Below are 19586 nucleotides of genomic sequence, written 5' to 3'. Positions count from 1 at the left end.
CGCGGCACAAGCGTTGACGGGCGGGAAACGGAAACCGCGGCGACGCGCGGCGAGTTAGTGGTTGTTGCCGATCCAGGGCTTCGCGGGCAGCGGCGGCCGAACGGCTGTCTCGAGCTTGCGGCTCACATCCTGCGCGGTGCTTGCGGCTTCACCTGCTTTGGTAGCGGCGTCGGTGACCTTTCGCTCGACCTGCACGCTGGTCTGCTGCGCGGCCGTCGCCGCCTGCGCGGCTTCACGGGCCTGTTTCAGCATTGCGGCAGTGCGCGCGTCAGTGATCCGCGCGCGGTCGCCGAGGAAGCGCAGCGTGTAGGCGGCCAGCTCGTGCGTGTCCGCCATCTGCGTGCGCAGCTCGTCGAGCGCGGCCGCGTCGTGCTGATTCAGCCGCGTGAGGTCCTCGATCTTCCCCTGGAACTCGCGAACACATGCCTCCCGCTCCTCGCTGCGCACCAGCGGGAACCGGTCGACGAGCTGCATGCGCTCTCGCTGATTGATCCAGTTCATCACCGCGGCGCCGGCGGCCATGGCCAGCAGCACGATCATCGCGAACAGCACGAAAATGTCGATGCGATGCCAGAGCGCCTTCAGGCGTTGCCCTTTCGTCATGGCGTGTCCGTCGTCCGACGGCCTCCGATCTGAGCCTGCAGTTCAACGATCCGACGATCCTTCTCCGCCAGGCTGAGCATCAGCGCCTCGATCTTCAGCCGGTCCTGTAGCCGGTCTTCCGCTGCCTGCTGGACCATCTTTCGGTACCGCGCCTCCGAGACCGCCAGAAGCCGTCTGTAACGGGTCTCGCGGGAAATTGCTTTGTGGTACTGCGCCTCCCATTCTTTCGACGCCCGCGCGAGGCTCTCGAGTGTCGAGGCTTCTATCTCATCGCGGCGCATTTCGAGCTTGTCGCTCGACTCCGTCTTACGCACACCGGAAATTTCCCTGCGGGCGCGCAGCCAACCTGCTGACATCGTGCCTGCGAGCACGGCCAGCGAAGCCGATATGCCTGAGAGGAGCTTCACGAGACTCATATCGTCGCCGGATGTGGGCATAGGCTTCTTGTGTTCCTGAGAGTGATAGGTGTTCCCGAACCATGTTCTCTGGCTGCTGAAAAGCGCCGCTATAATCGTCCGGCTCTCTTACCGCCGTGTAAGGCGGTTCTATGCAACTCGCATCAAATCAAGACGAGGAGAACGATGGGACTGCAAAAACGCAAAGTGCGCATTGGTGATGCGCTGTTCGACATCACTGGCGATGCTGGTTATCTGGTCAGCATGGGCGATACTTTCGAGCCCGCGACGCTCGATATGCTTTCTTCGATGGTTGAACGTGATTCGCACGTGATCGACGTCGGTGCCAACATAGGTTTCACCGCCATCGCCCTTTCGAACTTCTGCCCCGACGGCAGGGTCGCGGCGGTCGAACCCGTTCCCCGGACCTTCTCGCTTCTCGAGCAAAACGTTAAGGCGGCGCACGCAACGAACGTGAGTTGTCACAACTTTGCGTTGGGCGCGACGGCGGGTGAGCTGCTCATGCAAGGCAACCCAGACTTTCTGGCTGGCTCATTCGTCGCCGACAAATTCTCGATTAAAGACGGCAATCATTTCGCTGAGCGTGTGCCGGTCCATACTTTGGACGACGTTCTCGACCAGACCGGGCTGACTCGCCTCGACGCAATGAAAATCGACGTCGAAGGCTTCGAGCTAGATGTCTTCGCGGGTGCCCAGCGGACGTTCGCCGTCTTCGAGCCACTCGTATTCATGGAGATGAATCACTGGTGCCTCTCCATGTTCCGCCGGATGACAATCCCGGAATTCCGCGAGCAGCTCCTGACGGTTTTTCCGTACGTGTATGCGGTGCAGGGAACCGACACGCGTGACATGACCGACGACAACGCCGCCTATCATGTCGCACATGAGCACCTGAACCACGGCAAGTTTTATAACCTGCTCGCCGGTTTCGATCGAGGCGCTGTTGAGGGCGCACTGAACCGCTATCTGGAAAAGCGGAAAGCGAGCGCGTTGCCATCTACGCAACTTTCTCCACATGAAGTCGCAGCGCTAATCGCGCGAGCAGATGCAGCGGAACAGCGCGCACGCGTCTTCGAATATCGTTCGACCGAACTCGAGAAGGCAGTGACCGCGAAGGAACAACTGATCTGGCATCTGGAAGCCAAACTGGCAGCCTCAAACGGCTGAACCATCCGGACATGACGGCGGTGCGCGTGCACCGCCCGTTTTCTGCGCGCTTAGGCGATCGAACCTGTCGAGGGGGGAACGATTGCGCCATTTACATAGCTCGCACACGGCACGATCTGCAGATATAAATCCTCAGTGATTGCCGTGTAACCTTCCGGAAGCGGTGCGACTCCAGCATATGCAGAGAGGATGAAGCCGGTCTCGTTGACGACAATTCCATAGAACATAACCACTCCTTAAGCTTCGACGACCCAGAGACGCATGAAACAATTCTGAAGTGAAAACTGGGTGTCTTCAATTTGGACTACGGTACGCTGCAAGAAGGTAATGGTCGACCCTGGCGCATAAGTCGTCACCGACAGAAACGTATCGGCCGCAGCGAAACCAGTCCCAGTATTTTTCTTGTACACGTTCCAAAAATTTCCTTGACCCGCTGTGTTCGTGCCATCAAACAATTGATTTTGGAACTGGCACTCAACCGTATTTGTCTGCGAGAACCCAGAAGTCACGAGCTGCGCGAGGACTCGAAATGCGCCCGATTTCGAAAACGACGGGAACGTAATACTCTGAGAAGCCGGAGTATATGTCGTCGATGCGACCGGGTTACCCAGGCTGCCAGACTGACTCGCCAGATACGCCGCAATCGTTTCGAACTGGCCTAGATTGACGGCGTGGTTGCTCTTCGACGCGGCTGCTACCTGTTCCGCAGCGCCCGAGCATAAGAGCAATACGAACTGTCCCGCACCTGAATTCAGCGTCGGGTTCCAATAGACCAGAGCGTCTCCGTTGGCCACCAGTTCATTGCCCTGCAGCGGGAGATGCGCGCCTCCGACCAGACCGTAGGCCGTTCCACTCACATTGAGCGTCGACGCACCTGTGTTCGTATGGGCCACCTTGAACCAGAACGGAACCCACGGTACAGGTGCAGGCAAAGCCGGCGTGAAGGCGACGACGTATGCGTTCACCGCGCCGGTGTCCGCCGAGACGTTCGTCGTGGAGCCCTGCATCATCGTCTGGATAGCCGTCAGGAGCTGGTTCCATTTTGTTCGATCAGGCGTAAGACCGGCACCGACGATGACGTTGTAGATCTCGTCCTGGATTGTGTTCCAGGCGTATGCAGGCCATTGCGTAGCCGGCACGTTCGATGCGGGATTCCCGTCGGTCGCATATTGCGGCGTGCCCGTCGTCGGCGCAGTGTCCGCCTGCGCGAATGGCACGGAGTTCGGCGCAATTAATCGATCCATGTTTCCTCAGGAATATGAGAAGAGTACGGTTGTATGTGCGGGAGACAAGCGTTCAATTTCACACTGCAGAACGTTGTTGCCCCATGTGGCGAATGGTGTACCGAATGAGCCACCAAACTGAAGTGAGTTGATCGTGAAAGTCGGCGCGTCCACCTGCCAGGCAAAAGCCCACGCAGTCCCACCAAAGAGCGTTCCGAACGCCTTGCCGAAGCGCGAGGGGACGAACTGCGTAATCGTGATCGGATAGCCGAGCGCGGCGGCGACTGCCTTGAAGTAGGCGATCGACTGGCCACCCGTCGCAGTCAAGCGACTGACAACCTGTGCGACGCGTTGCTGCGTCGTGGGTGCCGCTCCGGCGCACGGATCCGGCAATCCGAGCGTCGCCTCCCACTCTGGAAGCAGTTCATACGTCGACGCAGGAAACGCGTCGACGAGAAGATTGTTGGCTCGAGCATTCAGACGTGCAAAGCACGGTGTGAGCGTCCCGAGAACTTTTGTCTGCGACGCGTCACTATCGCGTGGCCATACACGGCCTCGAGGCAGATGTGCCTCAAGAGCGCGCAGGTAATCAGCAGCACTGAAATTGGGAGCGAGCATGGATCAGACGTAGTTCACGGTACCGAGGACCGGCAACTGGCCGGCGCCCATTGTGATGTTCGCATTCGGCAAAAGCGACGTTGGCACACCGCCAACGGTGCTTGTGACAGCGGTGATCAGATATCCGCTGGTTCCGGATACCGAATTCACGGCGCCAGTAATATCCGACCAGTCAATCGTTCCCTTCGGTTGCCCATTCCGGAAAAAGACATCGGCCAGCGCAGAATCGATCGCCGCCTGCGTGGTACTGCCCGCGGTGCTTAGCCCGGAGATCGTGAACCCAATCTGGTTCTCGATCGGCGAGCACGCATATACGAGTGCGGTCACCGGCTGTTCGCTGATGATTGCGTTCGCGACAGTGAGCTGGTCGCCCGTCGCGACCGTGTCTCGGGGACTGCCGTTGGGACCTTGATCATATTGCGACACGCCGTTTGCTCCCTGGGGGAAACCGGCATGCGCTGACTCAGCATCGTCCATCATGAAATACAGGACTACGGTCCCTGCACCAAAGCCATTCGGTTGACACCAGGCGCGCGTCACGCCAGCGATGTCGGTCGCCCATTTGACGTAGTCGCTCTGCGCGCCGCCCTGCGCCGGATTCTGGAATGCATCCATTACACGCGTGCGATAGTCTTCCGGATCCTCCACGTCGGCGCCCGTCGTCACGGTAGCCGATACGGTCCCGGTTGACGGAATGCCCGCGATCGCGGACGTCAGGGTCATCGAAGTCCCGTTGTCCGAGTTCGCCGCGCTCCCCGCAACGGCCGCCTGCACTTCGACCGTCAGGGTGCCGTCGCTTGCCACTTCGGCCGCCGTCAATACGGTATAGAGCGTCGTGTCTTGCCGCGTGATGCCGGCTCCCGCATCGATTGGCGTGCCTGGAACGGCACCGGTGAACAGAACGTTCAGAACCGTCGCAGATGCTTCCTTCAGATAGGTGTCTTTCAGTGCTCCCCAACCCGCGAGATATTCATCCTGCGCGGTCCACGGGACAGCCTGCTTTGCGATCCAGTCGAGATAGCCGTACACGCCCCAGATCATTGCGGCGAGCGCGGCGCCAAGAATCTTCAGGACTGCCTTCTGTAGGAACGCGAGAATCGATCCTAGACCCGTCTGGATGTCGCTCCAGATCTGCGTGCGCAGATCGGTAAGAGTTGGTCTGGAATACGGCATCAGTTCGTTCCCCACGCCCAGTTATAGGTCTGTGGCGCGCCGCCGCACGGCGGCCACGCGACAATCATGCTGGCGAGCATGTCGGCGCGTGCCCACTGCACGCTCACGTCAAAGCGCGCGACGACGCTCGTTTCGACAAGCCATTGAATCGCTTCGACGATGTAGTCGTAGGCATCCCGAAGCGTCTCGTCGGTCGGCGATTTGCGCCGCGCGAGCAGCCACAGGCGCGAGCCAGTGAGGCCTGTAACGTCATCGGTGCCGTCATCACCCCACCAGCCGCGCCGATCGTTCGATCCGTCAGGGATGACATCATCGTCCGCGGCTTCGCGATCGCTGAACAGGCTGAACAGCAGCGCCGACTGAAGGTCGTCGCCGGTGGCGATGTCATTGGCGAGCAGCTGCCAGTCACCGCGCCCATTGGCGGCGTCCCAGTAGATCTTGATATCGCTCATTCGGTCTGGTTCGGGGCGTTCGTGTTCGTACCCGGGCCGCCCAATTGAACGTTGGGCACCGCATGGGTGTGACCGTCATAGATGACCCGGTCGGCCGCCATGCTACGGCCAGTCGTATCGCAGTTGTCGACGATATCGCCAGTGCACTCGAGACGCGGTGTCACCATGCGCACCTTGGTCGATGCGTTGATCGTCACGGTCGTCGCGTTGTCCACTTCGACCGGCTGTCCGTTCGCTGCGATCTTGATGCCGCCGCTGGCTGTGAGATAGATCTGCTTTCCATCCTGCGTATAGATCACGCTCTCGCCGGGCGCGAGGTTGCGCACGCGATATTTCTGATGGTTCGACGCGACGATCACGCCATTGCTCCGATCACCACCCACGAAGACCATGGCCACATCGCTGCCCGCCGGCGGATTCGAGCTGAAGCCGAAATCGTGGACGATCGGTATGTTGTCGATCGTCTCGAGGTCGTTGACCGTCAACTGCGCCATTTGCACGGGACCGGAATCCTTCACCAGGTTCACGCGCGCGCGGCCGATGATGTTCAGGATGCGACGCGCTGCACGATCCATGAAAGATTTGCTCATCGCGTCGCTCCGGTCTGACTCGCATCGACGAACATCGGCTGCAGCGCGATCGGTTCAGCGGCGTACGCAGCGGGATCCATGATGATTAGCTCGGCAGTCGTGCCCTCTTCCGCGTTGCGTTTGTATGTCACCTCGCCGATGAGCCACGTTTGCTGCGAGATCTTCAGCTTCGGGATATCAACATAGACGAGCGTGTTGGGCGTCCACAATGTGCCGGACGCATCCCGCCAGCTGTCGGTTTTCACCATCACCGTCGCGGCGCGCCCTGCGCGACGATTCATTTCCCAGATCGCGCGACGCCGCGCGAGGTCCTGAAAGCCCTGTACAGCTTCCGCAACGATGTAGCGCTCGCGCACGCGCTTCACGCCGACGTCGCTGACCGTGGCGATCATGTTCGGCCCGATACCGGCATCGGTGAACGAGAGGACCGACTGTGCGAAACACGTGTATGACGAGAACCTGTCGCGCGCTGAATAGACGACGGAGGCCTCCTGAATATTCAGCCCCTGCACGAGGCCGCCAGCCGCCTGCACGCCAGGGTTAGAGCGAGCGAGCCGCAGACTCCCATCCGGCTCGTCATAGACCAGCAACTGGCTGAACCGGCTCACGCGTTCGATGATCTCGAACGGCGTCTCGCCGATAAAGACGTTGAACTGTGGAATTGCAATCAGATCGCTGACGTCGCATTTCACGGTGATGCCATAGTGCGCCGCCAGCTTCGTCGCGACATCAAGCGCCGACGTGCCACTGATCTGTCCGTTCGGCCAGACCGCCGAGCAATCGACCAGATCCTCGCATTTGCTGCGACCGGCGACGCGCACAGTGTGCGAGCTCGCGCTGATCGACGGGATGTAGTCGTCGATATAGCCGGTCAGCACGAGATCCGCACCGAGGTCGACAAGACACTCATCGCCCGGCTGCACAACGACCTCAGTCGCGACGTCCTGCTCGATCTGTTCCTCCGTCAGGCCGATCTCGAAGTCCGAAACGCACCGCTCGATGCCGCGGGTCACTCGGATATCGGTCCAGCCGGTGATCGTCTGGTCGCCGACGCTCAAAAACAGTTCATCGTTCATCGATCAGTTCGAAAGCGCCTGAAACGTCGAGGGCATAAAGAGCGGATGGACGGGCGCGACCTGCTGCACGAGCTGGTCGGCGCGCGTCGCATCACCATAGATCCGATGGGCCAGGACCAGCGCCGGCAACGAGCCGTTGAACGACATCGTGGTCAGCGACGCGAGGTCCGCGCCGCGCGCCTGCAGATCTTCGACGACCGAATTGCGAAGCGTGCGCAGCGCGGCGAAGGAATTGTCGTCACCCGCATCAGCAGCGGTTTCAATCTCGCCGTCGAGCAGCGTCGTGACCGTCGCAATCATCGATGTTGCATCGTCATACGACGATGGCTGATAGACGGACACGGATTGCGCGAGCTGCGCGATCGACGCGCGGCGCAGCAATGCCGATGTCGCCGTCTCCATGGTCGACATTGCGCTTCCGATCGTCGACGTCGTATATGTCCCGCTCGGCGTGAAGCTTCCGAGCGATGAGAGCGAACGGATCGCGTCCGCGGGGCCCGACATCGTTGCGGCCAGCGCCGACGCATACGACTGGGCCGCTGCATTGAGAGCGTCAGCCGACGACGGATTCGCGGCTGCCGTCTGCAGTCCTGCCGAGGCCTGCGTGACTGCGGCGCGCGCGGTCGCATCTGCGTTCAGCAGCTGCTGCGCCGTGGTGCCGGCTGGCGCCGACTGGTTCGAGCCGCTGTAGCCCGAATTCCCACCCCCGAAGAAGCGCCCGAAGTTCCCAGCCAGTGTGCTAACGGAGTTCGCGAAACGCCTCACGTCATTCACCGCTGTGACGCCGAGCTGCACCCAGCTCACCGCGACGCCCACCCCGGTCTGCACAACCGCAGCGCCTTCCTGAATCGCGCTTGCCGTCGACTGGACGAAATCTAGCGCCGCGCCGACTCCCAGCGCATCCGCCGCACTTTGAAGCAACGACGTCGTATCGCTCACCGACGAAGTCGCCGCCTGGACGCCATTGCGCATGAACACGAAGCGCACAACGATCACGCGGCCGTGCTCGATGCTCTCGCCAGCCTGAGCATCGAGGCACGAAACGTTCTCGATGCGGCCGAACGTCGGGTGCACCAGCGTCTGCGCCCCACTCTCGCACACTGTCACCATGCGGTCGCGCTGACCGATCACCGCGCCGCCGCCATACACGCGGCTGTTCTCGACCAGGAAGCCGAACATCTCGAACCGGCGCGGCAGCTTGCCGAGCTCTTCAATCCAGACGTCGTCGCGAAACGCGTATTCATGGATCGCATTACGCGTCCCGAACCGGGTGTTCGTGCCGATGACTGCGAACGGCACGCCGCCGTATGACGCCTGGCGTAGCGCTCCCCACCACGAGTTAGCCGACGGGCCGGTGAGCAGCGCCGCAAGCTCGCTGGTCGCGGACGCGACGCCGCCGATGCTGCCGGCCAGATTGGTCAGCGAAGCGATGCTCATATTGCCGGTTCCATGAGTGCAGAGTCGCCCACGTTCGTCGACGCCGTGGTGTTGCCCGTCGTGCGGACCGTCGCGCGTGTGCCCGGCGGCGCGTTCGGCAGCTCTACCTTGACGTGCACGGTCCCATCCCGGCTCTGCGAGACGCTCTGGCTTACGGCGACGGCGTCAGCTGCCCGCCTCGAGGCCTCGCCTTCGACATCCGCCGGACGCTCGTAGAGCCGTGAGACGACGTCGCCGGCCTGCGCCGCGGTTTGCGCCTGTGCGAGCGCGTCGCCAGCGCGCTTCTCGGCGCCCTGCCGCATCTCGTAGTCGACGAACTGGAGTTGCTGATCGAGCGTTGAGTTGCGGATGTCGATGCCGAACCGCTTGCGAAATGCCTCCTGCCGATCGGCATGCCACTGCCCAAGGCCGTAAGCGGCGCCGTTGTCGCCGACCGCGCTCGCGCTATAGCCGCTCTCGCGAAAGAGATTGGCGGCAATCCCTGAGGCCTGTGTCTGCGTCCAGCCCATGTCCTGAAAGCGCTGCACAATCGCCGCCGTCTGCGAATTGTCGGCAGCGCTCTTCACAAACAGGCCTCGGATCGATCGGAAAATGCGCCCACCGAGACCGCCATCTGCTGGCGCGGTAACGTTGGGCGTGGCCACGCCGCCGGCGATCGCTTCGGCGACACGCTGGTCGCGCCCTGCTGCCGACTCGCCCGGCAGCTGGTGAATGCTGCGATCAAGCGCCTCGGCCCGCTCTTTCTCTGCGATATAGCCGCCAGCGGCGATCACCGCTGCACCGCCGGGCGCCGTCGTCGCGGCGATGGTAGTGAGAAGACCCACGAGGCGCGCTGCGCGTGCGATCAACGTAGCGATGCTCGCGAGTGGTCCGGCAAATGTGATCGCGGCGAGCGCCGCGCCGATCGTCTGCACGCCACCTATCGCGTCGACGAACTCCTTTACCTCGTCGGCCTTCGCCGACCAGTCGGTCGTTTCGATCCACTTCGCGATCTTCGGCCCGTACTCGTTCGCGATCGGCACCATTTGATCGGCCACTTGAGCGAGCGCCGGCGCAAGCGACGCACCGATCGAATTCTTCAGCTTGTCGACGCTCGCATCGAGGCCGACGATCGCCTCGTTATAGCGCTCGCCCTGAGCGATCTGCTCGGGCGTCATCACCGCGTTGAGCTTGCGGAATTTCTCGACGTACGCGTCGATCGCCGCGCCGCCTTTGCCGAGCAGCGGCGCGAGATCGCTCACGCCGAAGATTTCGAGGAACTTCTGGCGCGCCTGCGTGTTCGAGATCTTCGACGCGGCATTCGCCACATCCTTCAGCGCTCGGGCGGTGTCGATCGATCCATCGCGCAACCGATGAATGCCAATGCCCTTGTCCGCGAGGACGCCGGCGACGAATGTGTCGCGGCCGGCAGCCGCATCTTCGAACGCACTGCCCACGGACTTCAGGCCGTTGGTCATCGCCTCGCTCGATACGCCGGCGAGGCGCGCCGCGCCCTGGTACTCCTGCAGCTGCGTGGTGCCTATGCCGATGCTATAGGCCGTGTTGCGAATCTGCACGGCGCTGCGGCCCCAGCTCGTCGCGAAGGCCACGACGCCGGCGACGGTGGCCGCACCCGTGAGCGCTGCAACGGGGGGCGCAAGGGATGCGACGCGGCGCGCCGATTCGGTCGCGAAGATGCCGACCTTCTCGATGCTCCGGCCCAGCTTGTCCATCCCCGTCTCTTTCGAAAACGCGGAGACGGACGCCTTCACGTCCGAGATCGGCTTCGTGATCTTGGCGACGGCCTTGTTCACGTTCTGCGCGACGGCCGTTGCCCGGTCGACAGCGCTGATCGTGATCGAGAACACGTTTGCCATCAGGAAGCTCCCTTCAGACGCTTGGCTTGCTCAAACCAGTAATTGAAACGACGCAGGCTCATGCGGCCGGCGTCGTCGGGTCCCCAGCGCCAGAAGAAAGTGACGTCTGCGCGTCGGTCCCCGAGGTCTCGCCAGACTGCGGGGGCGTCCAGGTAAAACCCGACAGGTACGCGGTCGCCTCCTCGTAATCCGTCTTCGTCATCTGGCGCGCGACGATCAGGGGAATGCCGCCGACCATCGAGATCAGTGCGGCGTTCGAGGCGTAAGCGCTGCCCTGCACCTGCGCGCTGCGGTCGAGTTCGTCGACGGTCGGCTCGCGCAGCGTGAGAGAGTCGTAGGTCTTCGTGTCGCCCTTGATGGTGATGGGCTTGCGGAGAATGAGAATTTTCGTGTCGTCCATGTTCAGCTCGTGGTGGTTTCGGTAACGCAATCGTCGGGGCCCTCGAGGCGCACGTCGAACTTCGCGTCCTCGGAGTCGACTTCCTGTTCTTCGACCGACCACATGTCGCGGCCGATGATCGTCTTGCCGTTCGCGAGTTGCGCAACGCACGTGACGTCGGTCCAGTCATTGACCGATGCGACCACGAGGCCGCCCCAATCGCGAAGGTTGAAAGAGATGTACGGCGCCGACGGCTTTTCCTTGTAGCCGTGCACGCGATCCATGCCCGCGAGCGTTTCACGCTTCTTGCTTGCGGACTTGTATTTGAAGTCGCCGGTGATCATGTACGTCGTACCGTCGACCGTCAGCGACGCGGTGCCGGCGAGCAATCCGGTGGGAGAAGGCATTGCATGTCTCCAGAAGAAAGGAGCGCGCCGGAGTGCGGCGCGTCAGGGTGTTTGCTCGCGCGATCAGCTCGAGGTGGCGGGGACGATGTTCGAGAACTGCATCAGCAGCGCGAAGATGCGCAGCTGGTCGATCAGGATCGCCGGATAGAGCACGTCCACGCGGTTCGGGTTCTGCGAGTTCTGCTGAACGATCAGCCCCTGCGCGAACACCGAACTGCCCTGTACGTAGCCGTTTTCTTCCATCGTCTGGTACTGCGCGACGAGGTCCGCGCGAATGATCGACGGAGTGACGACGTTGGTGCCCGGGACAACGCGCGTCCCGTCGGCCGCGAGCTTCTTGCGCGCGTATTTCGTCGTGACAACCGACTTCAGCTGACGCAGCACATACGTCAGCGTGTTCATCGTTTCGACCTCGAGATAGCTGTCGTCGGCGTCGCCGAACGAGTTTTTCTGATAGGTCGTGATCGCGTTTTCGATCGCAATCGTGCCGTCGTCGGCGACCGAGAACGTGCTGATGCCGTCATAGAGCAGCGTGTTGCGATCGGTCAGCGCGAAGCGCATGGCCAGCGGCGGCGCCTGCATCGTGGCAAGCGTCACGGTCTGCAGCGGCTGCGCGGGGTCGGCGCGCGCCGCGACCGCCACGGCCGCCGTATAGTCCGCGGCGATCACCCAGCTCGGCGTCGGCGAGCCGTTAAAGCCCATGATCGACATGTGCTCGTCGTTACGCGTGACGCCGAACGTCGTAAGCGCGCCGAGCGTGCCCCGATACGCAGCGTACGCCCCACCATATAGCTGCTGGCTCCAGCTCCAGCGTCCCGTTTGCGTGCTCAGGAAAGCCTGCATCGCGGTCAGCGATGTGCTGTCCGTGTACGGGAACGCGATGAAATCGAACTGCTGGTCGCCGAGATTGGCGAGCGCGTCAGCAACGTCCGGTGCAACGAGGCCGCCGGTCATCGCGACGATCGTCGCTGCGAGGCCAGCGGGCGTCGACTCACCTGCCGGCGTGCCGCCGTAGTTGAGCTGCAGGTCGATATCGTTGCCCGCGAGCCCCTTGTTCTTGGCCGTGAGATCGACCTTCGTCGCGGTTGTGCCGTCGACCGCTGCCGTCACCGGCAGATCCGGCAGCGTGCCGATCTGCGCCACAAGCGCGGTTGCGATCTGCGCGGTGGTCATCGTCGGCGTCACAACCAGCGAAACGAGCTGGCCGCCGATATAGAGCGAAAGGACGCCGGTCGCCGTCGGCGGGCTGGTGAAATTGATGCTGCCCACGGCAGCGACCGACGAAGCGCCATCTGCAAGCGGTAGGTACCAGACCTCTCCGAACGAATCGCGCTTGCGATACGCGGCCGTCATCAGCGCGAGCATCGAGCCCTGACCGCCGACCGCCTTCGCATCGCTCACGCCCTGGCAGATTTGCGGTATGCCAGGCTGGCCGCTGCCCGAGCTGAGAATCTGTCCGACGATCAGCGCGCGCTGCGTTTGCTGGCCGGTGTTCGCATTGCTCGGGTCGATGTCCGCATAGAACAGCGGAACTCTCACGTTCTGCGGGATATTGGGAAAGGAAATGTCGCCCATTCGATGGCTCCGGTGACGATGTCGCCGCCCAAAAGAAAAGCCCCGCCGAAGCGGGGCTCATGGACAGCGCGCGGATCTGTTAGCTCGAGGTCTTTTCGGTCGCCGGCGCTGCTGCTGCAGGCGCAGACGCGTTGCCAGCTGCAGCTGCGACGGGCGTGCTCGGGACACGCACAGCGTCGCCGTCGCGCAGACGGCGACGCCAGTACATGTCGTTGTCATCGACCTGCAGGCCGCCGGACGGCACGACAGTGGTTTTGATGCCCTCGACGGGCGCCGCTGACAGCAGTTGCTTCGTGACCGGGTCGCGTAACATCAGGCCCGGTGCGGGTTTCACGTACATGGAGTGCTCCAGTGGCGCGCGCGCCGCTCAGGTTTGCGGTAGGTTGATCGTCAGCCCAGGCTCGGTTGTACCGTTGGGCATCTCGACGGTGAGATCGACGCCCTGCAGCGGCACCGCGGGCGGCTGGTAGAAGTCGTCGGGCCCCTGCACGTGCTCCATTTCCAGATCGAGCGTCAGCTCACCGATCGGCGACTGCCCGTCGCGCGGCACGTTGATCGACGATCGAAATGCTGGGAACTGCTGCAGGAGGCTCATGATCGGCGGGTAATTAACGAGCGCTGCCTTGATCTGTTCACGCATGAGCTCGAGTTGCTCTTCGACTTCCGCGGCCGCTGTGTCGTCCTGAGCCGCTGAAGACTGCGCGCGCGCCGTCACGCGCAACGTCGTCGTGACGGTAAAAGCGGGGGGCCCCTGCCGACCCCAGCCCTCGCCATGCTCATCAGGCGTCTGCACGAGCAATACCGGATATTTCCCGTCCCATGTCGCCCACGTGCGCGGCGAATAGACGTTCACCCCAGCCGCTGTCGCGCCGGCGACTATCAGCCCCTGCACTGCGAGTTCCCGTAGGTTGCGCGAAGTCGTCATTGCATGCCCAGATCCATGTAGAGCCAGCCGAGGCCGTCGATCGCCGCATCCTTCACGACGTACGTGACGCCGACCACCCGAAAGGCGTCGCTCTGCACGGGTTGGGGAGCACCGAGCACGGCAAACTGCGAGGCCTGCATGCCGAGCGTGGCGACGGTGATGTTCGCCTGCGCCTCGCCGGCCTCGTCGAAGATGTGGTCGGTGATCAGCGTGAAAACGCCGAGCAGGCCTGCGAAGCTGCCGCCGGCTTTCGGAAGAAAGACGACGGCCTTCTCGTCGCCCAACGTCGCGCTGATCGCGGCGTTGAGCGTGCCATCGAAGTCGATCACGGTCAGATCGTGCCGCTTTGCAGGACTTCCGGACGCGTGCAGATGTGCAGCGGGTAGCTGTACGCCTCCATCTTCCAGAAGCTGTTGCGGTCGCGATCGAAGATCGGGATCACGTACTGCGGCTTGCCCGGGGTGTTCACCCATTCGAACGACTCGCCCGGCGCATATGCGACGCGGAAGATCCCCGGCGCGCCGACCGGGAAGAACTTCACGGTGTTGTCCGGCACCTTGATCGTTTCGTTATCGTCCGAACCGCGATAGTTCAGCCACGTAACGCCAGCGAACGGGAACTCATCGAACGCGCCGCCCTGACGGTCGTCACGCAGGTCGGCGGCCGCCGACCAGTTCATGAACGTGCGGATGACGTCCTGGTGGTTCACGAACGCGTCGTAGAACGCGTCGCCGCATAGCGCATAGATGCGCGTGGTCGGGAGGAACGAACCCTGCGCCTTGCGCGCCATCGTCCGGCGCAGCTTGTTGATGATCGGGCGCAGCGAGTACTCCGTATTCGCTGCGAGATTGAACTCGATGGACTGCGCCGGCGTGATGCCGAATTCGTCGAACCAGTCGTAGAGTACCGCGCCGTCGGCGTCGAGCAGCAGCCCCTGCACCGCCGCGAGACGATGGAATTCCCACGTGTATTCGATGTTGCGAAGGATGCCCGTCGGGCCATTCATGCGACGCGCGACTTCGACCTGCACCTGCATGAGTTCCGATTCCGTGCCAAAAGCGCGGATATTCTGGATCTCGTTTGCGTAGATCGTGTCGCTGTGCATCAGGCGAGGCACGTCGAAGTAGCGCGCCTGGCGCTTTTCGGTCGTACGTTGCACGCCTTCTGCGCCACGCGGCGACGTCGGCACAATGATGAGCTTCCCCTGACGCTGCTCGACCGCGAGCGCCGTAGTCCGGATGGGATCGGGATCGAAGATGTCGAGGTCGCCGAGCCCCGTCGGCTGAAACGGATATTTGTCGACCGCAGCCGTGAGCTGGATGGTCGTGAAGGGATCCTGATGGAATACGTCCAAGCTGGCCATTATTTGGCTCCGAAAAAAATAATGGCCGCTTGCGCGGCCATAAGGACTTGAAGTCGAGGGAGACGATCAGCGGCTGATGATGCCCAGCGCCGTGAGTTGCGCCGTAGCCGTCGCGATCTGCGCCGCGGTCGCACCGCTCGGCCAAAGGAGCTCGGAGCCGTTGACCTCGCACTCGCGGGTCACGACCGTGCCGGGAACGTCATTCAGCGTCGCGTCGGTAAACCCGAACGCGATACCCGCGGCGGTCTGCGACCCGTCGCTCGCCGACGGGTTGAGCGGCACGTATGCGCCTGCGATCGCTTCCACCTGGATCGAGAACTCGTCGCCCGCAACGAATGGCGTCGCGCCGGCGGTGATCGTGATTGCAATCTGATTGCTGAACGCGGAACCCGCGGTCGCAGTTCCGAGCGAATTGCCGAAGGGATCGGTCACGGCGAAGTGCGTCGCATCGGTCGCGATCGCCGAATACATGCCGAGCTGTGCGCCGGCAACGATGGGTGGCGATGCCAGCGCGATCGTGCCGTTGCCGGTGTTGTTGTTCACCTGTTCGGCGTTACCCGGCCATGCAGCTGCCACGCCGCCGGTCTGCAGACCGAGGACGGTGCCCGGGTAGACCTTCGTCGCGCCGCCGATGGTGCCGATGTCGCGCGCACGATGCCCGCGAGCTTCGGAAACGAGGAACCCGCCGGCATGCCATTGCTCGACGAGCGGCGTTTGGGTGAGGTTCGGAGGATTGGTCATGATTCAGTCCCTGATGAAAGAAAGGACGGTGCCTGCGCGTGCGCCGGCGCCCGGGTTTAGCGACGGCCGCGCGCTCGCGAGTCGCGCGATGCGGACCCAGCACGCTGGAATGCAACATCCCAGCTGGCTGCAGCGGCCTGCTCGGACGTCATACCCGGGCCGTCGCCAGACCCGAGATTCGGATTGCGACGCTGCTGCGAACCGCGGGCCGACCCCGGCGTCTTGTTGAGCACGGCGACGGCTTCGCTGCGCGTCATCGTCGACTCGAAGGCGAGGTTGGCGGCCAGCTCGGTATTGCGCCCTGCGCCCTGGCAGGCAAAGATCGCGGCGCAACGCGCACGCTCGCGACGACGGGCGCGAGCGGCAGCGCTGTTGCCGCGCATTTCCTCCTCGTCGTCGTCATCCTCTTCGGCGCGTTCATCGTCATCATCGTCGGCCGCGCGCTTGCTCTTCTTGCCGCGCTTGCCCTTGCCGCTGTCGTCGTCCGGATCGTCCTTGTCGTCGATGTCGTTGTCCGGATCGTCTTCGTCGTCTTCGTCCGAATCGCCGCCCTCGGCCCGCTTGCCCTTCTTGCTGTCGCCGTTGTCGCGATCCTGCTGCTGATCGTCTTCATCTTCGGCGCGCTTGCCCTTCTTGCCCTTGCCGCTATCGTCGTCGTTGCTCGGGCGGTCGTCTTCGGTGCGCGCATTGCGGCCAAGGTGGGCGAAGCTCAACCCACCTCGCGCGGCAAGGTTTCGAAACAGATTGCTCATTGGATTTACCCTAATGGTGGGATGGATCAGCCCAGCTCGTCGAGCAGGGAAGCGAAGGCCTCGTCGGGCGCCATGACAGCGTCAGCAAAGCCGATATCGACGCCATCGGCGCCGAGAAAAGTGCCGGCCTCCGTGTCGCGCACGGCTGCCGTCTTGAGATCGCGATTGCGTGCGACGGTCCGGACGAAGATCTCGCCCATCGCATCGACGTCGGACTGAAAGCGGCGCAGCGCATCTTTCGTCAGCGGGTTGAACTCGTTGCCGTCCGCCTTGCGTGCGCCATAGTGAATAAGCGTGACGTCGATGCCAGCGCGCGAAAGTGCCTGGGACATGTCGACGTGCATGCAGATGACGCCAACGCTGCCAACTCCGCCCGTGCGCGGCACGATGATGCGATCGGTCGCGCTGGCGATCGCGTACGCCGCTGAATACGCGCTTTCGGTAAGCACAGACCAGATTGGCTTCTGGCCGCGCGCGGCGTAGATTGCATCGCAGAGATCGAAGCACCCAGCGACCTCGCCGCCGGGCGAATCGATATCCAGCATGATCGCCCGCACCTCGTCGTCGCCGAGCGCCATGCTCAGCAGCGCGCGAATGCCGTCGTATCCCGTCATGCCCGAGAACGGATGAAGCGTGCCGAGCTTGTGCACGAGGGTGCCTTCGACAGGAATCCGCGCGACTCCTTCCGCGACGTCGTATGGCCGGTATTGCGCGGGCTCGCTGTCGTCGAACTCTTCGAGGAACGCCCTCGCACCGCCGTCGGCGAGCGCGAGCGCACTGCCGTCTTCGCGAAAGAGCTGCGCGATGCCGAAGCGATCGGCGAGCGCCGCCATGACGATCTCAGCCTTGTGCGGCAGGATCGCGATTGGCACGTTGAAGAGCCGCGTCGCGAGATGGGGAAAGTTGATCATGCTGCCTTCGGATCTTCAGGGGGTTCGTCGGTGCGCGTCGCCACCTCGGCGCCGCCCCATGCTGGAAGCGGAATCTTGCGGCGGTTGAACTCGGCGATCTCGATCTCACGCTGGTCGAGCAGCTCTTCCCAATCGGATCCCTGCTCGGCCGCTTCCTGTTTGAGCGTGGTCAGTGCCGCGTCCATCTTCAGGATGGAACCCTGCGGTTCCTTCACCGGATCGACCCAGCCGCGCGCCGGCCCGAGCCACGAGCAACCCGCGTATGCGGTGGCGGCCTCAATAAAATCGGGCGCGCCATCGGGCAACGGGAGCTCGCCGTTTTCCATCACCTCGCGAAGCCAGACTGCATACATCGGGGTCGCCGTGCCGGCGGAGAACTCAAGCCGGCGACGTATGAGCGTTTTCCAGCTCTCGAGCAACCCGGAGCGCGCGCTCGAGTACGTGGTGCGCGTCCAGTCCTGCGTCACCTGTTCCTGCGTGACGCCGAGCGCCGATGCCACACACCCCTGCATCTCGTGAACGAACTCGGTGAAGCCGTTGTGCGGATGGTCTGAGGCGACTGACTTGATGTCCTCACCGGGTGCCAGCGCCGCGACACGAACGCCGTTGAACATGGCCGGCCGCTCGTCATTCCATTCCTTGCGCAGGCCCTGATAGAACTTGAGCTCATGGTCACCGGCGATGGCGTCCTGAACCTCGGCCGGGTCGTATGGGCTCGTGATGTACGTGCCGATCGACGAGGCAAGCGCTGCTGCCTGCAGCTCGAGGCCGTAATAGCGCGCGAGCATCTTCGCGTGCGCGAGTACGGGCGTGAACACACCGACGCCGCGATTCTGGCCAGCGCGATCGCGCTCGAAGTCGTGGATGACACGCCGCCAGCCATCGTCGTCTTCGGCGATGACGCGTTCCCATTCCATCGATTCGACCGCGTTGTACCAATCGTTCTGGTGGGCCTTGCGGATGTGATACGCGACCGGCACACCATCGTCGTCAATCTCGACGCCGCCGCGCAGATGCCTCGTGTCGACCATCTGCATAGGATTCGAAAGGCGATCGGGATCCACAACCAGATAGCAGGTCGCGTATTGCGCGGCGCCGCGGCCGACACGCTCCGGCTTCCAGTGATTGACGATGAGATCCTCGCCGTCGATCAACTTGTGGCGCAGCGCGAGGCGCAGCTGCTGCGAGACCGTCAGTTGCCGCGAAACGTCGTTGTAGCGGTTGAGGTCGTTCGAAAACAGGCGCCAGCGCGCCTCGACGGCGCTCGCGAATTCCTTCGCCCACTTGATGTCGAAGTTCGCACCGCTGACCAATCTCAGCGCGCGATAGTCGGGCATCGCCGACAGGCGCAGCGACGCGCCCACCGTGTTATCGAGGATCCGCGTGATCGCGCCGCTCGAGCGCCCGTCGTTGCGAACCTGATCGCGGGCGCGCGCGACCATACGGTCGCGGAACTGCGTGATCTCAGCGTCGGCCGAGCGAATCCAGGGCAACCAGTTGCCCATCTCCTGCGTCTGCCAGTCAGCCGCCTGATACGGGAAGAACCAGCGGCCCACACCGCTTGTCAGCGGCATCCCGTTGGGATATTCGGCACGCGTGCGCCGCATCGGGTTGCCCTGTGCGTCGACGATCGTAAGTTCGTTGCCCATATCAGTAGTACGGCGTAATCGGGCGACGACGCTGGATGCGCACGCCTGGGTTGAGCGCCTGCTGCAGCTCGGCAATGAGCAGGCGCAGGTTCGCCATGTCGGTCGGCTGGAATGACGCGCTACGCGAACCGCCGCCCTGTGCATACGCCACCGTGACGACCTTCTTCCCGGTGCGCAGCTCGATATACGCCTGCTGCGCCGACGCGATCGCCGCCTGCAGCTGTGCGTCGCTCATGCCGTAATACGGCGAGCTGATATCGGATGTGGCCATAG

The 19586-nt window shown here is 63.0% G+C and carries 24 protein-coding genes; 1 reads left to right on the top strand and 23 read right to left on the bottom strand.

Translation table 11 applies throughout. From position 1 onward, the window contains the following. Positions 1 to 54 precede the first annotated feature (54 nt). Positions 55 to 603, bottom strand: a complete 549-nt coding sequence (locus FAZ97_RS17535; RefSeq protein WP_158759720.1) for a hypothetical protein — start codon at positions 601 to 603, stop codon at positions 55 to 57. Continuing rightward, the gene (locus FAZ97_RS17530; protein ID WP_158759719.1) at positions 600 to 1019 is read right to left on the bottom strand and encodes a hypothetical protein; all 420 of its coding nucleotides are present in this window, start codon (positions 1017 to 1019) and stop codon (positions 600 to 602) included. The genes FAZ97_RS17535 and FAZ97_RS17530 overlap by 4 nt, the downstream gene beginning before the upstream one ends. Before the next feature lie 165 nt (positions 1020 to 1184). On the opposite strand from FAZ97_RS17530, the gene FAZ97_RS17525 reads away from it, so the two are divergent. Next, positions 1185 to 2186: an FkbM family methyltransferase gene (locus tag FAZ97_RS17525; RefSeq protein WP_158759718.1), complete on the top strand. Its 1002-nt coding sequence runs from the start codon at positions 1185 to 1187 to the stop codon at positions 2184 to 2186. A 50-nt stretch (positions 2187 to 2236) separates the two neighbouring features. On the opposite strand, the gene FAZ97_RS17520 is transcribed toward FAZ97_RS17525, so the two are convergent. The 21 genes from FAZ97_RS17520 to gpW form a co-directional block, all read right to left on the bottom strand. Beyond that, complete coding sequence (locus FAZ97_RS17520; protein WP_158759717.1) at positions 2237 to 2413, bottom strand: hypothetical protein; 177 nt, start codon at positions 2411 to 2413, stop codon at positions 2237 to 2239. Positions 2414 to 2422: 9 nt separating this feature from the next. Then, positions 2423 to 3430: a hypothetical protein gene (locus FAZ97_RS17515; protein WP_158759716.1), complete on the bottom strand. Its 1008-nt coding sequence runs from the start codon at positions 3428 to 3430 to the stop codon at positions 2423 to 2425. Positions 3431 to 3436: 6 nt separating this feature from the next. Next, the gene (locus FAZ97_RS17510; RefSeq protein WP_158759715.1) at positions 3437 to 4027 is read right to left on the bottom strand and encodes a YmfQ family protein; all 591 of its coding nucleotides are present in this window, start codon (positions 4025 to 4027) and stop codon (positions 3437 to 3439) included. Positions 4028 to 4030: 3 nt separating this feature from the next. Beyond that, positions 4031 to 5200 (bottom strand): baseplate J/gp47 family protein, encoded by a 1170-nt coding sequence (locus tag FAZ97_RS17505; protein WP_158759714.1) that lies wholly within the window; start codon positions 5198 to 5200, stop codon positions 4031 to 4033. After that, entirely contained in the window at positions 5200 to 5652 is a 453-nt protein-coding gene (locus FAZ97_RS17500; protein WP_158759713.1) for a phage GP46 family protein, read from the bottom strand. Before FAZ97_RS17500 ends, FAZ97_RS17505 begins: the two co-directional genes overlap by 1 nt. Next, complete coding sequence (locus FAZ97_RS17495; protein WP_158759712.1) at positions 5649 to 6242, bottom strand: phage baseplate assembly protein V; 594 nt, start codon at positions 6240 to 6242, stop codon at positions 5649 to 5651. Before FAZ97_RS17495 ends, FAZ97_RS17500 begins: the two co-directional genes overlap by 4 nt. Next, positions 6239 to 7318: a phage baseplate assembly protein gene (locus FAZ97_RS17490; protein WP_158759711.1), complete on the bottom strand. Its 1080-nt coding sequence runs from the start codon at positions 7316 to 7318 to the stop codon at positions 6239 to 6241. Before FAZ97_RS17490 ends, FAZ97_RS17495 begins: the two co-directional genes overlap by 4 nt. A 3-nt stretch (positions 7319 to 7321) precedes the next feature. Beyond that, the gene (locus tag FAZ97_RS17485; RefSeq protein WP_158759710.1) at positions 7322 to 8755 is read right to left on the bottom strand and encodes a DNA circularization protein; all 1434 of its coding nucleotides are present in this window, start codon (positions 8753 to 8755) and stop codon (positions 7322 to 7324) included. Then, on the bottom strand, positions 8752 to 10611 hold the full coding sequence (locus FAZ97_RS17480) for a phage tail tip lysozyme (RefSeq protein ID WP_158759709.1): 1860 nt from the start codon (positions 10609 to 10611) through the stop codon (positions 8752 to 8754). Before FAZ97_RS17480 ends, FAZ97_RS17485 begins: the two co-directional genes overlap by 4 nt. Before the next feature lie 58 nt (positions 10612 to 10669). Continuing rightward, positions 10670 to 11011 carry a phage tail assembly protein gene (locus tag FAZ97_RS17475; RefSeq protein WP_158759708.1) on the bottom strand — a complete coding sequence of 114 codons (342 nt, stop codon included), beginning with the start codon at positions 11009 to 11011 and terminating at the stop codon, positions 10670 to 10672. Between the two features lie 2 nt (positions 11012 to 11013). Next, positions 11014 to 11397: a phage tail tube protein gene (locus FAZ97_RS17470; RefSeq protein WP_158759707.1), complete on the bottom strand. Its 384-nt coding sequence runs from the start codon at positions 11395 to 11397 to the stop codon at positions 11014 to 11016. Positions 11398 to 11460: 63 nt separating this feature from the next. Beyond that, positions 11461 to 12972 (bottom strand): phage tail sheath subtilisin-like domain-containing protein, encoded by a 1512-nt coding sequence (locus FAZ97_RS17465; RefSeq protein WP_158759706.1) that lies wholly within the window; start codon positions 12970 to 12972, stop codon positions 11461 to 11463. Positions 12973 to 13051: 79 nt separating this feature from the next. Further along, complete coding sequence (locus FAZ97_RS17460) at positions 13052 to 13312, bottom strand: DUF2635 domain-containing protein (protein ID WP_158759705.1); 261 nt, start codon at positions 13310 to 13312, stop codon at positions 13052 to 13054. 27 nt (positions 13313 to 13339) lie between these two features. Then, a complete protein-coding gene (locus FAZ97_RS17455; RefSeq protein WP_158759704.1) occupies positions 13340 to 13897 on the bottom strand; it encodes an ATP-binding protein in 558 nt (185 codons plus the stop codon). Further along, complete coding sequence (locus FAZ97_RS17450) at positions 13894 to 14226, bottom strand: head-tail joining protein (protein WP_158759703.1); 333 nt, start codon at positions 14224 to 14226, stop codon at positions 13894 to 13896. Before FAZ97_RS17450 ends, FAZ97_RS17455 begins: the two co-directional genes overlap by 4 nt. 2 nt (positions 14227 to 14228) lie before the next feature. Next, entirely contained in the window at positions 14229 to 15260 is a 1032-nt protein-coding gene (locus FAZ97_RS17445; protein ID WP_158759702.1) for a major capsid protein, read from the bottom strand. A gap of 66 nt (positions 15261 to 15326) precedes the next feature. Beyond that, complete coding sequence (locus FAZ97_RS17440; RefSeq protein WP_158759701.1) at positions 15327 to 16001, bottom strand: head decoration protein; 675 nt, start codon at positions 15999 to 16001, stop codon at positions 15327 to 15329. A gap of 56 nt (positions 16002 to 16057) precedes the next feature. Further along, positions 16058 to 16714 carry a hypothetical protein gene (locus tag FAZ97_RS35230; RefSeq protein ID WP_199272144.1) on the bottom strand — a complete coding sequence of 219 codons (657 nt, stop codon included), beginning with the start codon at positions 16712 to 16714 and terminating at the stop codon, positions 16058 to 16060. 65 nt (positions 16715 to 16779) lie between these two features. Next, complete coding sequence (locus FAZ97_RS17430) at positions 16780 to 17664, bottom strand: S49 family peptidase (protein WP_158759700.1); 885 nt, start codon at positions 17662 to 17664, stop codon at positions 16780 to 16782. Continuing rightward, entirely contained in the window at positions 17661 to 19388 is a 1728-nt protein-coding gene (locus FAZ97_RS17425) for a phage portal protein (RefSeq protein ID WP_233271783.1), read from the bottom strand. The genes FAZ97_RS17430 and FAZ97_RS17425 overlap by 4 nt, the downstream gene beginning before the upstream one ends. After that, on the bottom strand, positions 19315 to 19584 hold the full coding sequence (gene gpW / locus FAZ97_RS17420; protein ID WP_158759699.1) for a gpW family head-tail joining protein: 270 nt from the start codon (positions 19582 to 19584) through the stop codon (positions 19315 to 19317). The genes FAZ97_RS17425 and gpW overlap by 74 nt, the downstream gene beginning before the upstream one ends. Positions 19585 to 19586: the final 2 nt, after the last annotated feature.

The sequence above is a fragment of the Paraburkholderia acidiphila genome (genome assembly GCF_009789655.1).
GTDB classification, from domain to species: Bacteria; Pseudomonadota; Gammaproteobacteria; order Burkholderiales; family Burkholderiaceae; genus Paraburkholderia; species Paraburkholderia acidiphila.
This window is presented reverse-complemented; position numbering and strand designations above follow the sequence as displayed.